The sequence below is a fragment of the Desulfocastanea catecholica genome (genome assembly GCF_054657295.1).
The window spans coordinates 1-16,837 of the sequence record NZ_BAAHYZ010000021.1 but is presented as its reverse complement, the minus strand read 5'-3'; the positions used below and the strand labels follow the sequence as shown (position 1 = coordinate 16,837).

14 protein-coding genes are annotated in these 16,837 nt (G+C 50.5%); 9 read left to right on the top strand and 5 right to left on the bottom strand.

The genetic code is table 11. The features are described from left to right. Positions 1-2: 2 nt before the first annotated feature. The 3 genes from ACYQ8U_RS17085 to ACYQ8U_RS17075 are packed head-to-tail and all read right to left on the bottom strand — an operon-like array spanning position 3 to position 3,395. A complete protein-coding gene (locus tag ACYQ8U_RS17085; RefSeq protein WP_459946772.1) occupies positions 3-1,124 on the bottom strand; it encodes an Lrp/AsnC ligand binding domain-containing protein in 1,122 nt (373 codons plus the stop codon). Next, on the bottom strand, positions 1,099-1,692 hold the full coding sequence (locus ACYQ8U_RS17080) for a metallophosphoesterase family protein (RefSeq protein ID WP_459946771.1): 594 nt from the start codon (positions 1,690-1,692) through the stop codon (positions 1,099-1,101). Before ACYQ8U_RS17080 ends, ACYQ8U_RS17085 begins: the two co-directional genes overlap by 26 nt. Positions 1,693-1,733: 41 nt before the next feature. Then, positions 1,734-3,395, bottom strand: coding sequence for a hydantoinase/oxoprolinase N-terminal domain-containing protein (locus tag ACYQ8U_RS17075; RefSeq protein WP_459946770.1), 1,662 nt, complete (start codon positions 3,393-3,395; stop codon positions 1,734-1,736). Between the two features lie 215 nt (positions 3,396-3,610). On the opposite strand from ACYQ8U_RS17075, the gene ACYQ8U_RS17070 reads away from it, so the two are divergent. The 9 genes from ACYQ8U_RS17070 to ACYQ8U_RS17030 all read left to right on the top strand — a co-directional run bounded on the left by ACYQ8U_RS17070 (position 3,611) and on the right by ACYQ8U_RS17030 (position 15,816). Beyond that, positions 3,611-4,567: an ABC transporter substrate-binding protein gene (locus ACYQ8U_RS17070; RefSeq protein WP_459946769.1), complete on the top strand. Its 957-nt coding sequence runs from the start codon at positions 3,611-3,613 to the stop codon at positions 4,565-4,567. Between the two features lie 13 nt (positions 4,568-4,580). Further along, positions 4,581-5,372 carry an ABC transporter ATP-binding protein gene (locus ACYQ8U_RS17065; protein ID WP_459946768.1) on the top strand — a complete coding sequence of 264 codons (792 nt, stop codon included), beginning with the start codon at positions 4,581-4,583 and terminating at the stop codon, positions 5,370-5,372. A gap of 17 nt (positions 5,373-5,389) precedes the next feature. Continuing rightward, complete coding sequence (locus ACYQ8U_RS17060) at positions 5,390-6,142, top strand: ABC transporter permease (protein WP_459946767.1); 753 nt, start codon at positions 5,390-5,392, stop codon at positions 6,140-6,142. An 81-nt stretch (positions 6,143-6,223) separates the two neighbouring features. Further along, positions 6,224-7,114: a 1,4-dihydroxy-2-naphthoate polyprenyltransferase gene (locus ACYQ8U_RS17055; RefSeq protein ID WP_459946766.1), complete on the top strand. Its 891-nt coding sequence runs from the start codon at positions 6,224-6,226 to the stop codon at positions 7,112-7,114. Between the two features lie 66 nt (positions 7,115-7,180). After that, on the top strand, positions 7,181-7,996 hold the full coding sequence (locus ACYQ8U_RS17050) for an enoyl-ACP reductase FabI (RefSeq protein ID WP_459946765.1): 816 nt from the start codon (positions 7,181-7,183) through the stop codon (positions 7,994-7,996). Between the two features lie 36 nt (positions 7,997-8,032). Beyond that, positions 8,033-8,863 carry a nitroreductase family protein gene (locus tag ACYQ8U_RS17045; RefSeq protein ID WP_459946764.1) on the top strand — a complete coding sequence of 277 codons (831 nt, stop codon included), beginning with the start codon at positions 8,033-8,035 and terminating at the stop codon, positions 8,861-8,863. 248 nt (positions 8,864-9,111) lie between these two features. Next, positions 9,112-11,253 (top strand): type I restriction-modification system subunit M, encoded by a 2,142-nt coding sequence (locus ACYQ8U_RS17040; protein WP_459946763.1) that lies wholly within the window; start codon positions 9,112-9,114, stop codon positions 11,251-11,253. Next, entirely contained in the window at positions 11,250-12,473 is a 1,224-nt protein-coding gene (locus tag ACYQ8U_RS17035; RefSeq protein ID WP_459946762.1) for a restriction endonuclease subunit S, read from the top strand. The genes ACYQ8U_RS17040 and ACYQ8U_RS17035 overlap by 4 nt, the downstream gene beginning before the upstream one ends. 19 nt (positions 12,474-12,492) lie before the next feature. Further along, entirely contained in the window at positions 12,493-15,816 is a 3,324-nt protein-coding gene (locus ACYQ8U_RS17030) for a type I restriction endonuclease subunit R (RefSeq protein WP_459946761.1), read from the top strand. A gap of 31 nt (positions 15,817-15,847) precedes the next feature. Here the strand turns inward: ACYQ8U_RS17030 and ACYQ8U_RS17025 are convergent, their stop codons facing one another. Continuing rightward, the gene (locus ACYQ8U_RS17025) at positions 15,848-16,249 is read right to left on the bottom strand and encodes a type II toxin-antitoxin system VapC family toxin (RefSeq protein ID WP_459946760.1); all 402 of its coding nucleotides are present in this window, start codon (positions 16,247-16,249) and stop codon (positions 15,848-15,850) included. Then, a complete protein-coding gene (locus ACYQ8U_RS17020) occupies positions 16,246-16,497 on the bottom strand; it encodes an AbrB/MazE/SpoVT family DNA-binding domain-containing protein (protein WP_459946759.1) in 252 nt (83 codons plus the stop codon). The genes ACYQ8U_RS17025 and ACYQ8U_RS17020 overlap by 4 nt, the downstream gene beginning before the upstream one ends. Positions 16,498-16,837: the final 340 nt, after the last annotated feature.

Below are 16,837 nucleotides of genomic sequence, written 5' to 3'. Positions count from 1 at the left end.
CATCAGATATGACACCGATCCTGGTCCTTAGTCCGCGACATGCCGGGAATCAGGGTTTGCGTGGACACCACTCCTTTCCATTGCCTGATGGTGAACTGGATAAAATGGGAGAGGATTTCCGCATCGGAGGAGAGCAGGTCGCGCATCAGGGTGATTTTGGCAATCATGTCGATGGAGCCGTGCACGCTGTGCACTTCACGCACTTCGTCGAGGGCCAGCAGCTTGTCGAAAATCTGCTGCTCGTATTTCCCCTCTACATTGAGGAGGATGAAGACGGTAATTTCCCGTTTCATCTCCGGATATTCCTGTTCCTTGTGTTCTGCCATTTTCTGCCGAAAGGCCTCCATGTCTGTCGGAATGAGTTTGTCGACGCCGATGCCGTAGGTCCGTTTACTGCCTATTTCCCACTGATGGACGGAGATATACAGATACAGGTCGTCAACAGTTCGTCCCGGAAAAGATGTAACCAGTTTGCTGTTCGCGATGAGGGTCGTCAGCGGCCGGTAAATGGTGCGGTACCAGTCGGCGGCAGCCTGCTTGAAAGAGACAGCCTGATTTTTCTGGGCCGAGAGAAACTTGCGGTGCTCTCTGACCTGCCACTCCAGATGGTCGAGCTGGCCGGGTTCGGTCAGGTCGATGCCGTCTGGTAAGCCGGCCTTGTCGCGAAAGTGTATCTTTTCGATATAGAGGTTATTTTCCAGGGTGTTCTTCGATGGCAGAAGTTCGACGATGCGTGAGCGGATATCGGTCCTGCCCAATTCCACGGCGGCCCGGAAGCGGTGGTGGCCATCGAGAATAAAAAAGTCCTCCTTGATCTGATACAGGGCAATGGGCGGCATGTTCTTGCCCTCGCGCATGGCAGCCATAATGCCCTTCAACCGCTCATCGACCTTCGGCGAGTGGGTCTTGAATTGATTGTCGAAGTCGTGGTATCTGCCGACGCTGCCGATAATTTTTGTCAGAGGGACCATCAGGGTTCCCCGTTCGATCGCCTCGTAGGCCTCTTCTTTCTCCTGGCGGATATTGAAGTTGCTCGGGTTATCGTCCGCTCTCTGACTGTCCTGGGCGACAAGGGTTTTTTTCCGTGCTTTAAAGGGATTAAGTTTCGAGAACATGGTAGCCATAACTATTTATTACCGCAGTTGATTTGACCCTGGTTACTCTATCTGCCTCGTTGGCAAAAAGGGTGTGGATATGACCATGAATAAAATAACCGGGCTGATATTTTTCGATGAATTCGACAAAAACCCGGAAACCCCGATGGCAGGGGTCTTCCGCATCATGGATAAATCTCGGCGGGGCATGGGTGATAATGACATCGACGCCCCGGCTGCGCCACAGGGCAAAGCGCATGTTCCGGATAAACCTGGCCATCTGTTTTTCGGTATACTGATTGATATTGCCGTTATACCATCTTGAACCGGAAAAACCGGCTATCCTGAGACTGGCGAATCTGACAATGCGCCGATGGATATTCAGGCAGCCCATCGGGGGAGATTCCGCATAGCGCAGGTCATGGTTGCCGAGGACGTAGAGGAGCGGCGTATCATAGCGATGTCGAAGGGCGGAAAGATACTCAGGAGGAAGGTCGCCGCAGGCAAGGATCAGCTCGATGTTGTTGATGGCCGGACCGCCGTCCACCGTCTCCAGCAGGTCTTTGCTGACCGTATCCGCGACACTGAGGATTTTCATACGCTTAGCGGAGGCACTGACGGTACGGTGCGCATCGGCGGTTAGCGCGTGCTGGACAGGCCGATGAGTGCCGCGCCAATGGCATTGCCGACCTCGCAATGTTGTGGAAAACTGACGGTGGTGCGCAGCTTTTCTGCTACCCCGGGAAGAAAATAGTGCGCTGCCGCCCCGATGCCGATCAGCGGCAGTTTAATGGAAAAATCAACCCCCAGGACCGGGTTATCTTTGCGGCTGGCAATGAAGTTGGTCAGTGAATTCGGCCAGTAGCGCTGCACGATATAGTCAATAATGAGGTTTTCAATAAGCTCCTCGGTGTTGGTCACAACCAGCCGGGCAAAGGCCTCTCCGCTCAGGTTCATGGCCCTGCCGAGCAGTTCCGCCCCGGCCGCAGCGCTCTTTGTATCACCGATGTCGATTTGGCCAAGAACATGCAGGGCGTCGGTCGGGGTGAAGCCGCACTCAAAGATCTGCTGTTTTCTCGTCAGGTGTTCCAGCTGTACATTCAGCGGAATACCGCCGAGGCCGGTATGCGCGCGAATGGTGGCCGGCGTCAGTTGCCCCTCTTTCAGCAGCAGCCTGGTCAGTTCGTTATCGGCCACATCATCCCGTGCCTCGGGGCGCAGGACGATCAGCTTGGCCTGGTCTTCCGCGCCCAGCCACTCGTCCACCGGCACCATCTCCCTGGCCATGGCCAGGGGGGTGACTCGAGCCGGTCCGATGGTCAGCCGTCCCTTCCTGTCAACATACACATGACTGTCACCGCCGATGCCGGCCGTATGCATATCGATTGCCTCGACATGGGTTTTCCAGCGACCTATCCGGCAGCCATCGGAGGTCAGACACGGGTGACCGTTTTCGATCATGGCGATATCGGTGGTTGTTCCGCCGACATCGATAACCAGGCAGTCCTTGTCGCTTTGGCAAGCGCCGAAAGAGGCGGTGCAGGCTGGGCCGCTGGCCACGGTCAGTCCCGCTTCGTTGACGGCCTTGCCGGCCGCCATGGCCTGGCCGTTGCCGCTGACGACCATTAACGGGCAGTCCAGCCGGTGGACAGCCATGGCCTTTTGCACCCCTTCGACAAATTCCTCCATGACCGGCATCAGTTTGGCGTGCAGTCCGGCGGTGGCGGCTCTTTCTTCCATGCCCACCAGGTTGCTGATGCGATGCGAACAAAAGACCGGCTTCGGGTCGAGCAGCGCGATAGCCTTTTCCGTTACCAGCTCGTGGGTCGGGTTTTTCATGGACATCGCCGAACAGATACCATAGGCATCGACTTCATTTTTTAAGCCGCTGATCAGCTGCACCAGATAGTCGAGTTCCAGCGGTTCCTCTTCGTCGCCCTGAATGGTATGGCCGCCTTTGACAAAGACCACCGCCTTGACCGGCAGTTTGAAGTGTTTGACATAGCCGATGACGATAATGGCCACCCGGGCACCTTTGTTTTCCACAACGCTGTTGGTGGCAAGGGTTGACGATACGGCCACCGCGTCGATCTGTTCGGCGGAAAGCGTGCCGGGGGTGTCGATAGTGCCGATATTGAACTTGGCGAAAAGCTCGGCCAGCGCCTCTCCGGTTCCCGTCGCCAGCTGATAGTGGCTGGTCGGCTTTTTGGCGGTCGCGACAACTTTTCCGGATTCCTTGTCAAGGAGTACCGCGTCGGTATATGTCCCGCCGGTATCGATGCCTATTATATATTTTTGCATGTTGTGCATGTTCTGCATGTTCTGAATGTTTTTTATAGTTGCAAGACTGTTCTGTTTCCCATTATGAATGGATATCGGTTTTTGTGACTACAGTGCATTGACCTTAGCGCAAACAGAATGGAAATACCATGGTCAAACGAGTGGACGGATATTATAGCACAGAAGGCGGTACTTCTCCGCCGGAAGTTTCATACCAATGAGTGGAAATGGGTCCTATGAAGAGAAAATTTTCAGTGTTTTGTCAAACTCTCCTGCTGTTGAGCCTGCTGCTGCCGCAACTGTTGTTTGCCGGGGAGGAGAACAGCACTCTCCGGCTGGCGCTTTTGCCGGTTCCCGATGTGCTGCCGGTCTATGTTGCCCTGGAAAAAGGCTATTTTACGGAGCTGGATATCTCGGTGGAGTCTCTGCCGGTAGGCAGCGCGGTGGAGCGGGATCAGCTGATGCAGGCCGGACGAGTGGACGGCATGATCAATGAGATATCCGGTGCGGCCATTTTCAACCGGGAAGAGAATCGGGCGAAAATTGTCGCCATTGCCCGCGCACCGATAGGGCAGGCGCCGCTGTTCAGACTCCTGGTTGCACCCGGCAGCACGTTGAAGACGGTGGCCGATCTGGCCGATATTCCCATCGGCATTTCAAAGAATACGGTTATTGAGTATATAACCACCAGGCTGCTCGAAGCAGGCGGCGTGCCCTCTGAGGCGATTCGCTATCAGTCGGTGCCGGTACTGCCGGAGCGGCTGCAGCTGCTCCTTGCCGGGCAACTGGCGGCGGTGGTGCTGCCCGATCCCCTCGGGGCAAGCGCCATAAAGGGCGGCGCCATCGAAATCGTCAATGATACGGCGCTGAGAAGTGTCAGCGCCAGTGTGGTCACCTTTACTGTCGACGCCCTGACGGACAAAGAGGAGGCGGTGAAAAAATTTATGGTCGCCTGGGATAGGGCCTGCGCCGACCTGAACGAGGACCCTGCCGCTTTTCAGCAACTGATGCTGAAAAAAATACGCGTGCCGAAAAACGTCCAGGAGGAGTTCCGGGTACCGCCCATGCCGCGAAAAGAGGTACCGACCAAGGCCCAGTGGGATGATGTCATGGCCTGGATGGTGGAGAAAAAGCTTCTCGTCAAGCCGCTGGCCTATGCGGACTCGGTCACCTCGGAGTTTTTGGCAAAATGAAAGGCTGTCGACCATGATAGAGGTGAAAAAGCTGCGGTTTGGCTATGGCGGCGGCATCGTTCTCTTTGACGATTTTAGCTTAACCATCCAGCGCGGTGAGTCGTGGACGGTCATCGGCCCCTCCGGCTGCGGTAAGACAACGCTTCTCTACCTTATCGCCGGCCTGCACACCCCCCATGGCGGGGAAATCAGCATCAATGGGGAGAAAATTGTCCGGGCCAGGCCATCTACCGGTCTGGTGCTTCAGGACCATGGCCTGCTGCCCTGGGCGACCATACTGGAGAACAGTCGCCTCGGTTTGAAGATCCGAAAATTCTACGGTCCGGATGGAAAACACAGCCCGGCCGATGTCCAGGTCGACAGCGAAAAAGATGAACGTCGAGTACAGTACTGGCTGAACTGGCTGGGGATTGATCAGCTGCGGGATATGTATCCGGCCCAGTTGTCCAGAGGCCAGCGCCAGCGGGCGGCAATCGCCAGAACCCTGGTGCTTGAACCGGATCTGCTGCTGATGGATGAACCCTTTTCGGCCCTTGACGCGCCGATCAGGGAAGAGCTGCAGAAGGTGATGAACAATTTTCATGCGGAGTCCGGCCTGACCTCGCTTACCGTCACCCATGATATCGAAGAGGCGGTGGTGCTCGGCGAAAAAATACTCGTTCTCGGCAACAGCTGCAACCGTATCCCCCGGGTCATTGACAATGATGTGTTCGGCGAGACCGCTGGCAGGGGCGGTGCCGGGTTTCTGCGGCGCTGCGCTGAATTACGTGATCTTCTGGCGGCCGGAAATACTCGAGAAAGCTGAGGGAGCTGGCCAAGACAATGAAGAAAAAAGCGACCTTTCTCAGCACCCTCGTCGGCGTGGTGATGTTTTTCTGCCTGTGGCAGCTGGCGGCCTTGCTCATCAACCGTCCGATCCTGCCCGGACCGATCGAGGTGGTGCCGCTCTTTTGTCATAATATCACCGGTGAGCTGGGTCTCCATTTCCTGGCCTCCGCCGGGCGGGTGCTGGCGGCGGTTTTTCTGGCCACCCTCTTTGCCGCGCCTCTGGGTCTGGCGCTGGGGCAGATGCCGAAACTGGATCGGGTGATCAGTCCGTTGATCGCCATCATCTATCCGATTCCGAAGATCATTTTTTTGCCGGTCATCTATGTGCTGATGGGTATCAGCGATGTCTCTAAAATCACCCTGATTGCCATAATTATCTTTTTCCAGATTCTCGTGGTGGTCCGCGATGAGGCCGCCGGTTTGAAAAAAGAACTGATTCTCTCGGTGAAATCCCTTGGCGCCGGACGGAGGGCACTGTTTCGTTATGTCTATCTGCCGGCATCCCTGCCGGCGGTACTGACCGCTCTGCGGGTATCGGTGGGCACCGCCGTGGCGGTGCTCTTTATTGCCGAACAATCCTTGACCAGTTATGGTCTGGGCTATTATATCGTGATTGAGACCTATCAGGTCCTGCTCTATGCGGAAATGTATACCGGTATCATGGGCATGGGACTGCTGGGCGTGCTGCTGTATTTTGCCATCTATGCCATCGAGCTGAAGGTGAGTAAACATCTGTTTGTTACATAAGTCCGTCCGGTAATGATCGGCAAACGTGAAAATTTTCATCGTTGCTGATGAGAATTCGAGAAAAGTAGAGAAATAAATATCATGCAGGAAACTGTTTCTTCAAAAATCGGCCTGTGGCTGCTGGCCATTCGTCCCAAGACTCTTCCGGCCGCCGTCGGGCCGGTGGCTGTCGGTTCGGCAGTGGCCTTTGCCGATGGGAAATTCAGCCTTCTGCCGGCCTTTTGCTGCCTGCTTGGTGCGGTGCTCCTGCAGATCGGCGTCAATCTGGCCAATGACTATTTTGATTATAAAAATAACATTGACTCTAAAGAGCGGCTGGGCCCGGTACGTGTCACCCAGAGCGGTTTGATTTCGCCATGTGCAGTGAAAAGGGGCATGATTGTTTGCCTGGTGCTGGCGGCAATGGTTTTTCTCTATCTGGCCCTGGTCGGCGGCTGGCCGATCGTGCTTATCGGTGCTGCCTCGGTGCTTGGGGCCCTTGCCTACAGCGGCGGACCCTATCCTCTTGCTTCCCATGGACTGGGCGAGCTTTTTGTGTTTATTTTTTTTGGCCTGGTCGCGGTGGGCGGGACCTATCTCGTTCAGGCTGGACAGTTGACCTGGATGGTGATGCTCGCCGCCGTACCGCCCGGCCTGCTCATTACCTCCATCATGGTCGTCAATAATCTACGGGATATCGATACGGACCGTAAGGCAGGTAAAAAGACCCTGGCGGTCATCCTCGGCCGCAGCCGGACCATTGCCGAGTATAAGCTGCTCCTTATCCTCAGTTATCTTGTGCCCTTGGCCATGATATCTGCCGGCATGGCGACAATAATGATTGTATTGCCGCTGCTCACCCTGCCGCTGGCCTGGGTGTCGACAAAAAGAATAAGCGACGAGAAAGGCGCCTCGCTCAATGATTTGCTTGCCGTGACAGCCAAGTTGTCCCTGCTCTACAGCCTGCTCTTTGCCGTCGGCCTGGCGCTGTAACCATGCGGCGGGGCAGCGCAGTATCCGATACATATATAATTTAACAATGACAGAGTTAGACAGCCTATGAGTTTTCTTGGAGTTGAAAAAAAGACCTTTGTAATTTTTGGCCTGGCCAATAAAAAATCGGTGGCCTGCGCGATCGGCCGGACTCTTGTTGCCGCGGGCGCCCTGGTCATGCATGTCGTCAGATCACCGGAGCGGGCGGAAAATGCCCGAAAGCTTTTTCCGGAATCGCCGGTTTTTATCTGTGACGTGGAAGACGAAAGAAACATCATCCGGGTGCGGCAGGAGATCGAGGAAACACTCCTTGCCGCACCAGGCGGCAAAAAAATAGACGGTATCGTCCATTCCATCGCCTTTGCCAACTACTCGGACGGCATGAAACCCTTTCACGAGACCAGGAAAGAGGATTTCCTGCAGGCAATGAACGTCTCCTGTTTTTCCTTTATCAGCATTGCCAACCATTTTAAGCAGCTGCTGGCAGAGCATGGTTCGGTGGTGACAATATCCATTTCCACCACCCGTATGGCTGCGGAAAACTATGGCTATATGGCGCCGATCAAGGCGGCCCTTGACTCATCGCTCTGCTTTCTGGCCAAGAGTTTTTCGGAGTTTTCCAGGGTGCGCTTTAACGCAGTGGCACCAGGCTTGTTGAAGACCTCCGCCTCCGCCGGCATTCCCGGCTATATCGACAGTTATCTCTTTGCCGAAAAAGCGACTCTCAGGAAAAGCGCCCTGGCCACCCGGGAGGTTGCCGATACGGCGGCCTTCCTGCTTTCCGAGAGAAGTTCCGGCATCAACTGTCAGACCATCGTGGTCGATGCCGGCATGTCGGTCAATTATTTTGATAAAGAAATTGTCACCAGAACCGTTGCGTAAAAATTTCAGTTGCATAAAACTCTTACAAGGAACCCTATGCTAGATTTTACCATTGATGTGGAAACCTGTATTGGTTGCGGACAATGCGCCTCCGACTGTCCGGCAATGATTATCGGCATGGAGACTGGTCTGCCGACTATTGCCGAGGATCTCGAATCATTTTGTATCCGCTGCCTGCATTGTGTCGCTGTCTGCAGTGAGGGGTCGGTCTCTCTGCTTGGCTATGGTCCCGAGGAGGGCAGAGCCTTCTCTGCCGAAAAAATGCCGCAAGCCGAGCAGGTGGAAATGCTCATCAAAGGCCGCCGGTCGATCAGAAACTATCAGGACAAAAATATCGATGCGGCCGTTATCGACAAACTCCTCGAGGTCGCCGGCCATGCCCCCAGCGGCCATAATGACCGGGAACTGCTTTATACGCTGGTTGATGACAAGGGCACTCTTTATGATCTGCGGGAAGAGGCTCTTGCCGGGCTGGAGCAGTTGATCAAAGAGAAAAAGCTCCCGGAAGGAATGGAGATGTTCGAGGATGTTATCAAGGCGTGGAAGAGTTCCGGCAGGGATATCCTCTTTCGCGGTGCCCCGCATCTTCTCATCGTTTCCGCCCATAAGGAGAGCGCCTCGCCGCTGCACGACTGCATCATCGCTTTATCCACCTTTGAACTCTACGCCGCCAGCCGGGGCATCGGCACCCTGTGGAACGGTCTGGCGACCCTGACCATCACCGAGCTGGTCCCGTCGCTGCAAAAGAGGCTGGGCATCCCCGATGACCACCGCATCGGCTATGTCATGGGCTTTGGCTATCCGGCGATACGCTATGAGAGGACGATCAACAGAGGAAAACCGTTGGTGAATAGGGTCAGTTCATAAAAAAATTGCCTGCTTGCCGTGCATTGGAAAGTTGAACAACACCTCCCACGCATCTCGTCAGATCTGCGCACCCAGGGAGGTTACTTTTTTGGGGGAAGCCGGCAATGCTTTTACCATTCATCCGGAAATAAACAGCACAGCGATGGGATTTCCAGGCGACTGGAAAAAGAGGCCAATCCGGCTGGATATTACAGCTTGAGCGAGAGTAGTTTACGACACTAACTTCAATACAATATGATAGAGATAGAGTGAATAACGGTGAATTAAAAAAACTTGAAGATGATCTCTGGGATGCCGCAAACTCCCTGAGAGCCTATGGCGGCATCAAAGCCTCTGATTATGCAGTACCGGTTCTTGGTCTGATTTTCCTTCGTTTTGCTGAAAATAAGTATTCTCAGGTTGAATCTGAGATCATTAAAGAGTTTGAGAATGATAAAGGTACAAGGCTGGAAAGGGCAATAGAGAATATAGCGATAGAAAAGTGTGGATTCTATCTTCCGCCGGAAGCCAGGTATGAATACCTGCTTAATCTGCCAGGTGCAATTAAAACCGGCCAGGCGATAAAAGAGGCAATGGAAGCCATTGAAAAGTATCAGAACCCAGGCTTCAAAGGAGTTCTGCCCAAAGACCCTTACTTTGAGATTGAGAAGAAAAAAGAGGACATCCTGCCTCAGCTGTTAAAGGCTTTTTCAGACATCCCTAAAGACGCTTCCGGTGATGTTTTCGGCAAGATTTACGAATACTTCCTTGGCAAGTTTGCCTTGAGTGAAGGTCAGAAAGGCGGCGAATTCTTTACGCCCACCTCCGTCGTTCGGTTTATCGTTGAAACCATTGAGCCTTTTCAGGGAAATATTTTTGATCCCGCCTGTGGCTCGGGGGGAATGTTTGTCCAGTCGGCCAATTTTTTGAGTGAAGTACAGCAGGACCGCTCCAAGATCTATGTCGAAGGCCAGGAGTTCATGGGAGAGACGGTTCGCCTGGCGAAGATGAATCTGATGGTCAATAACCTGCGTGGGGAAATTGCCGAGGTCAATTCCTACGAAACCGATCAGTTCGGCAGCCTGGGTAAATATGACTATGTCATGGCCAATCCCCCTTTTAATGTCAAAGGCATTCAGGAAACTACCGTTAAAAACGATAAACGGTTTACGACCTACGGTTTGCCCAAGCCCAAGGGGAAGAAAGAGGACAAAATCACCGATGCCAATTATCTGTGGATTTCGCTTTTTGCCACCTCCTTGAATGATAAAGGGCGGGCGGGTTTTGTTATGGCCAACTCAGCTTCCGATGCCCGAAATGCAGAATATGAGATTCGCAAAAAGATAGTCGATAGCGGCATTGTTGACTGCATGGTGACGATACCGTCAAACATGTTTTATACCGTGACCCTGCCGGCAACCCTCTGGTTCTTTGATAAAGGAAAGCGTGGCACGGATCGCGAAAAGAAGATTCTTTTTATTGATGCGAGAAACACTTTTCGGCAAATTGATAGGGCACATCGGGATTGGACCGAAGAGCAGATCCAGAACCTGGCGGCTATTGTGCGCATGTATCGTGGGGAAACAGCGCGGTACCTGGAGCTTATAGCCAGATATATTGAAAATGCGGTTGCTGCTCTTAAAAAGGTGCCGGAGCGTATTGAAGTATACCGGCTGCAGTACAATCAGCTGGTTACAAATCTCCAATCATATGTCAAGGAAAGTAAGGACAAACACAAACCGGCCGAGAAGAAAAATCTTGTCGCCTCCGGCCTGCTTGAGCGTCTGGAGAAACTTGTCATAAAGGACCAGATAGATCTTCCGGATACGGCTATTCTGCTTGGCTTTGATGTGAAACGTCATGCCAATACGGCTCAGCTTGAGTTTGCTGCTGGTCTGAATAAAGTAGTCGATGGCTACCGGCAGATTGCAGAAACCTTGAAAAAGGAGCATGCCGAGTTGCTGGAGATCTACAAGCAGGCAGGTAAACTTCTGCGTGTTAAGCAGGATAAACAATGGGGGCAACTGGAGCTTGTTGGTGTGGACAAGGTCCTGGAGAGCAATTTTGCCAAGATTGTTTTTGAGGATGAGGTGAAAGAGGTTCGTGGTGTCCTGCATTGGCCTATCTATTGGTATGAGACAATGCACTGGTTGCAGAGTCGTTTTCCCGATGCTGTTTTTGCTGATGTGGTTGGGCTATGTAAGGTGGCAGAGCGCGACGAATATGTTGACGAGCAGGATTATTCTTTAAATGCTGGGCGCTATGTTGGAATTAAAAATGACGATGATGTTATTAGCTATAAGGAATTTGAAGCAAACTTGAGAAAATTGCATGAAAAATTTAACAGATTTTCTGTAGAGGCGAGAGAAATTGAGGACGTAATTGAAAAAAACATTCGTAGGCTATTATGAAGTGGAATAATAAGTCTCTTGGAGAATTATTCACACTAAAACATGGATATGCACTGAAAGGGGAATATTTTTCTGATACTGGTGATTATGTCGTTACCACCCCAGGGCATTTTCATGAAGAAGGTGGTTTTAGAGACAGGCAAGGGAAAGAAAAATACTATGTCGGTGAGGTTAAGAAGGATTTTATTTTAGACGCCGGTTCCCTAGTTATGGCTCTAACAGAACAAGGTGAAGGATTATTGGGTAGCACAGCTTCTATTCCTGTCGACAATTATTATCTACACAACCAGCGAATAGGGCTTATCAAAAATATTAATTCCAGTCAAGTCGATAAACAATTTCTTTACTACCTGTTAAACACAAATATTGTTAGAAATCAGGTTGTTGCAAATGCAAATGGAGCAAAGGTCAGACACACATCTCCAGAGCGTGTCTATAAGGTCAAGGTTAAGCTGCCTTTGAGCCTTGATATTCAATGCAAAATTGCAAATATAATTTCGGCTTACGAAAATCTTATAGATAACAATAATCAGCGTGTTAACTTGCTGGAGCAGATGGCCGAGGAAATTTACAAAGAGTGGTTTGTTCGATTACGTTTTCAACGTTATGAAAAATCTCGAATTTCTATTGATATGCCCGATGGATGGAAAAAAAAATCATTTGCGGATGTAGCTGACTATATAAACGGCTATGCATTCAAACCCGAAGATTGGGAAACTGAAGGCTATCCTATTGTAAAAATAGCGGAATTGAAGAATGGTGTGTCCGAGAAAACTCCAAGAAATGACGGCGCATCCATTCCAAAGAAATTACACATTAATGATGGGGATATACTTTTTTCCTGGTCTGCCGACTTAAACACCTATCTCTGGGCCGAAGGTCATGCATTGCTCAACCAGCATTTGTTTAAAGTTGTTCCCAAAAAAGAGAGTTTCAAACATTTTTTGTTTCTCTCTTTACGTTCGAATATGCCATCATTTAGAAGCTTATCAAATGGGGCAACTATGCAACATATAAAAAGATCGGAACTCGATAGAGTTTTTTTATGTACGCCTGACGAGATAATTATTGAGGAATTTGAAAGAATTGTGGGGCCATTTTTTGACGAGATTCTCTTGTTAAGAAAGAAAAATAAAATTCTCAAACAAACCCGTGACCTCCTGCTCCCAAGACTGATCAGCGGCAAACTGAGTGTCGAGCATTTACTCGACGACCAATAAAAGAAAGGCGATACCTCTTATGGCATTTCTGAACGAATCACATATCGAAGAAGCAGATATTGCCTTTTTTACCTCCTCCCTGAAATATGAATATCTTGATGGCTGGCAGAAAAAGCTGCTCGGCAGAGAGTCGTTACAAGATGTTGTCCTGAAAGATCGCCTTTATAATGTTCTGGAAAAACTCAATCCAGACCTCCCACCCATGTGTCTGGAACATGCGGTCCTTGAACTGTCCCGCAGCAGGGCCGGCATGTCTCCTTTGATGGCCAATAAACAGGTATACGAGCTTATCCGGGGCGGGGTTCCCGTCACCTATGGTGATGAGGAAATGAGGGAAGTAAGCGACTATGTGCGGATCATTGACTTTCAATATCCTGAAAAAAATGACTTTCTGGTGGTCTCCCAGCTCTCCATTGAATATCAAGATATAACCGGCATTACCCGCCGACCTGATGTGCTGCTCTATGTCAACGGTTTGCCCTTGGTCATGGTCGAGCTGAAAAACGCCACGGAAAAGGTCAAGAGCGGTTATGATGATAACCTGCAAAGCTATAAGGAAAATATCCCGCAACTCTTTTGCTATAACCTCTTCGTCGCCATCTCCAACGGTATTCAGACCCGTGTCGGCAGTTATAACGCGCCATGGGAACATTTCTTTTCCTGGGTAAAGCTTGAAGACAGCAGTGTCAATGCGGAGCAGCCAGGATTACCCGCCATAGAATCAACCAGTCGAAAAAACGGCAATCGTTTGAGCCTGCAGCTCTTTTGTGAAGGTCTTTGTAATAAAATAAATTTGCTCGACTATTTTGAAAATTTTGTTTTGTACCACCTGAACAAGGTAAAAATTATTGCCAAGAACCATCAGTTTCTTGGCGCAAACAACGCGGTTAAGGCTCTGGAAGAGCGTGAAGGCAACCAGGGAAAACTTGGTATCTTCTGGCATACGCAGGGGTCCGGTAAATCCTATTCGATGATTTTTTTCACCCGCAAGGTGAATAGGAAAATAGCCGGGGACTGGTCATTTCTGATTGTCACCGATCGCAATGATCTGGATGATCAGATATTTCGCAATTTTCTGGAGACGGAAACCCTGAGTCTGCAAAAGGGTGAGAAGATCGATAAAAACCCGTTTCGCGCCAAGGGGAACAGGAGTCGCAAACAGCTTCAGGATGCGCTGCAAGCCAACAAGTCCTACTATTTTTCCACCATCTTTAATTTCGGCATTAAGAAAGGTTTGACCTATTGCCAGATAAGTGCCCGGGATAACTGGGTCGTTATTGTCGATGAAGCGCACCGCAGTCAATATAAGGCGTTGGGAGAGAACATGCGCATCGCCCTGCCGAATGCCCAGTATATAGCCTTTACCGGCACGCCCCTCCTGAGCAGTGAATTGACCAGGGATTGGTTCGGCGCCTATGTCTCGGAATATAATTTTGCCCAGAGTATCGAGGATGGGGCCACTGTGCCGCTTTTCTATAAAAAGAGTGTGCCGAGGGTGGAGCAGGTAAATGAGAATCTGCTTGGCGATGCCGCACAGATTCTGGAAAATGAAAATTTAAGTGAAGAGCAACAGGAAAAACTTGATCGGGAGTATTCCACCCTGCTGCAGGTCGTTCGCCGTGATGATCGGCTGGAAGAGATCGCCAAACATATTGTGCAGCATTTTCCATATCGGCTGGATGTTGACGATGATGAAGGTAAGAGAAAGCCGATGAAGGCGATGGTCATCTCCATCGATAAGTTTACTGCTGTCAAAATGTATGAGAAGACGCAGTATCATTTGAAAGAAGAGATCAAAGAACTGCGTCGTCTGGTTGCCAAAGAATCGGATGCCGAGCAGAAGAAGAGGTATTTGCGAGCCATTGCCTTTATGGAAGAAACCAAAATGGCAGTAGTTATCAGTCTGGAAGGCAGTGAAAAACAGGAAAAGAAGAAATTTGCCCGGCAGGGAATTGATATTGCGCCGCATCGAAAGTTGATGGAGTATCCCGATGAGGATGGGCGTAACATTGAAGATTATTTCAAAGACCCGAACAATTTATATAGAATTGTCTTTGTCACGGCGATGTGGCTTACCGGCTTTGATGCCCCGACGGTTTCAACCCTGTATCTGGATAAACCAATGCAGAACCATACCCTGATGCAGACTATTGCCAGGGCAAACCGGGTTTTTGAGGGTAAGAAAAATGGCATCGTTATTGATTATTTCGGTGTCTTCCGGAACCTGAAGAAAGCCTTGTCGGCCTATGCCGAAGGCTCCAAAGGGAAGCAAAAAGACGGTGAGGGGCTGGATGAGTTCCCGGTGAAAGAGTTTGCCGTATTGTTGAAGCTACTGGAAGAGGCAATAGTGGAGGCCAAGGCGTTCTGTCGGGAGCTGGGTGCTGATATTGACACTATTTTGGGGATTGGTGAAAAAGGATTCAAAGAGATTGAACTCTTTGAAGATTATGCCAACACTCTTTTAGAAAGGAAGGAATACAAAAATCAGCTGGGCTTGTATGTGAACACCATCTCCTCTTTGTATGACTCGGCAAAACCGGAAATATATGAAAATCCAGAAATCAAAAAAGCTCGTGATGTCTTCGAATATTTACGAAAAATAGTAGACCGCAGTGGCGATCAGGATGAGCAGGTAGAGCGCGCAAAAGAACAATTGGATGCGCTTTTGGACAGTTCCGTGCTTGGCAAGGGGGATTTGCTGAAAACCACGGAGAAATCGCCAAATTATAGAAAATACACCTTGAGCAATGGCAGTCTGATTGATTTGGGCCGGCTAAATTTTGAGCAGTTACGTCAGGAGTTTAAAGAGAAAAAACATAAAAATATCGAGTTTGAAGATCTCAGCCAATATTTGCAGATTAAGTTGCGGCAAATGACGAAAGAGAACAAGACCAGGGGCAGCTTGTTTGCGCGCTTTGAGAAAATCATCGAAGAATACAATTCGGGGAGTATTTCTATAGAAGAAGCCTATGAGGACCTCACCGAGCAGGCGGAGAACTTGAGTGAAGAGGAACGGCGTGCTGCCAGAAATGGCATGACGGAAGAGGAACTTGAGATCTTCGATCTGCTTAAAAAAGATACCCTTACAAAGAAGGAAAAAAAACAGGTAAAGCTTGCCGCGCAATCTCTGCTTAAGAAATTGAAAAATGCAAAAGACACTGTTTTAATAGAGAAATGGTATAAGGAACTGCAAAGTCAGGCGCGGGTAAGACGAGAAATTCAGGTTGTTCTCAGCAACACTCTGCCTGAGTCATATGATCAGGATCTGTTTGACGAGAAGATAAATATTATTTTCCAACATCTCTATAATCAAGCAGAGCGAGGGGTGGGCGCGCAAGCTTGAGAGGCGCGACACATTGAGTATTTCTTCCGGATTATTGATGCAAAAGCCGTGTGCGCAGACCTTGCTTGGCCAGAAGTGTCACCGCCTTTTTATCAAAGGAAACAAAAGTTTCCCCGCCGAGCCAATTGCCCTCGAAAGCAATGATGCCGTCGGCAAAATCGCCGCCCGCCTCGAGGACCAACAGGCCCGCCTCTACCGCCGGTCTATTCACTTGCACATTTGCAGCGGCAAGCAGCGCGCGTATCGCGGCCGCGGCATCGCCGGCATGGAAACCGTAAACCCTGAGCAAAACCCATACAAACTCACACAGAGTAGGCGTCGCGACGGCGATCAAATCAGCATCGATCAAGACCTTGGCGGCGACGCTTGCTTGTACGGGATCGTCTTGAACAACAGCGCGCACAAGAACATTGGTGTCAACAGTGATTTTCATTTCTTCCCCGACCAGGCTTGTGCACTGGCCTCGTTGATTTCTTCAAGGGTGGCGACTTTACGGGTTCGACCGGCAAGCAATCCGACAAAACCGTCAATCGAGTCAGGAGGCTTGGCGGCTTTGAGCAGCCCCCGCCCGTCGGGCAGTAAATCGAGTTCGATCTTGTCACCCGGCTTGATGCCGAGATGTTGCAGTACCTCTTTTCGGAATGTCACTTGACCCCGTGCGGTCACTGTCAATGTGGTCATGATAATGTCCTCGTGATCTGGCGAAGATGAAGGTTCGCCTCTTTAAATGCGGATTTTGCCCCAACTGCTGCGCTGTGAAATTTCCCCCGCGCCTTGCATTTGGGCGAAATCTTCAAGTCTTAAAGTATTGTTTAACGTAATGCATATTTACATTATCGTCAATGCGCGCCGCGCATTGGATTGCCATATCAGGAGCTTGTCCGGCAGCATAAAATAAAAAAAGGGGCGAACCACACCAGTGGCTCGCCCCTTTTTCTTACAGAAGATATGTTGTTATTTCAGCAGCGCGAGAAGCACACCGGCGGCGACGGCTGAGCCGATAACCCCGGAAACATTGGCA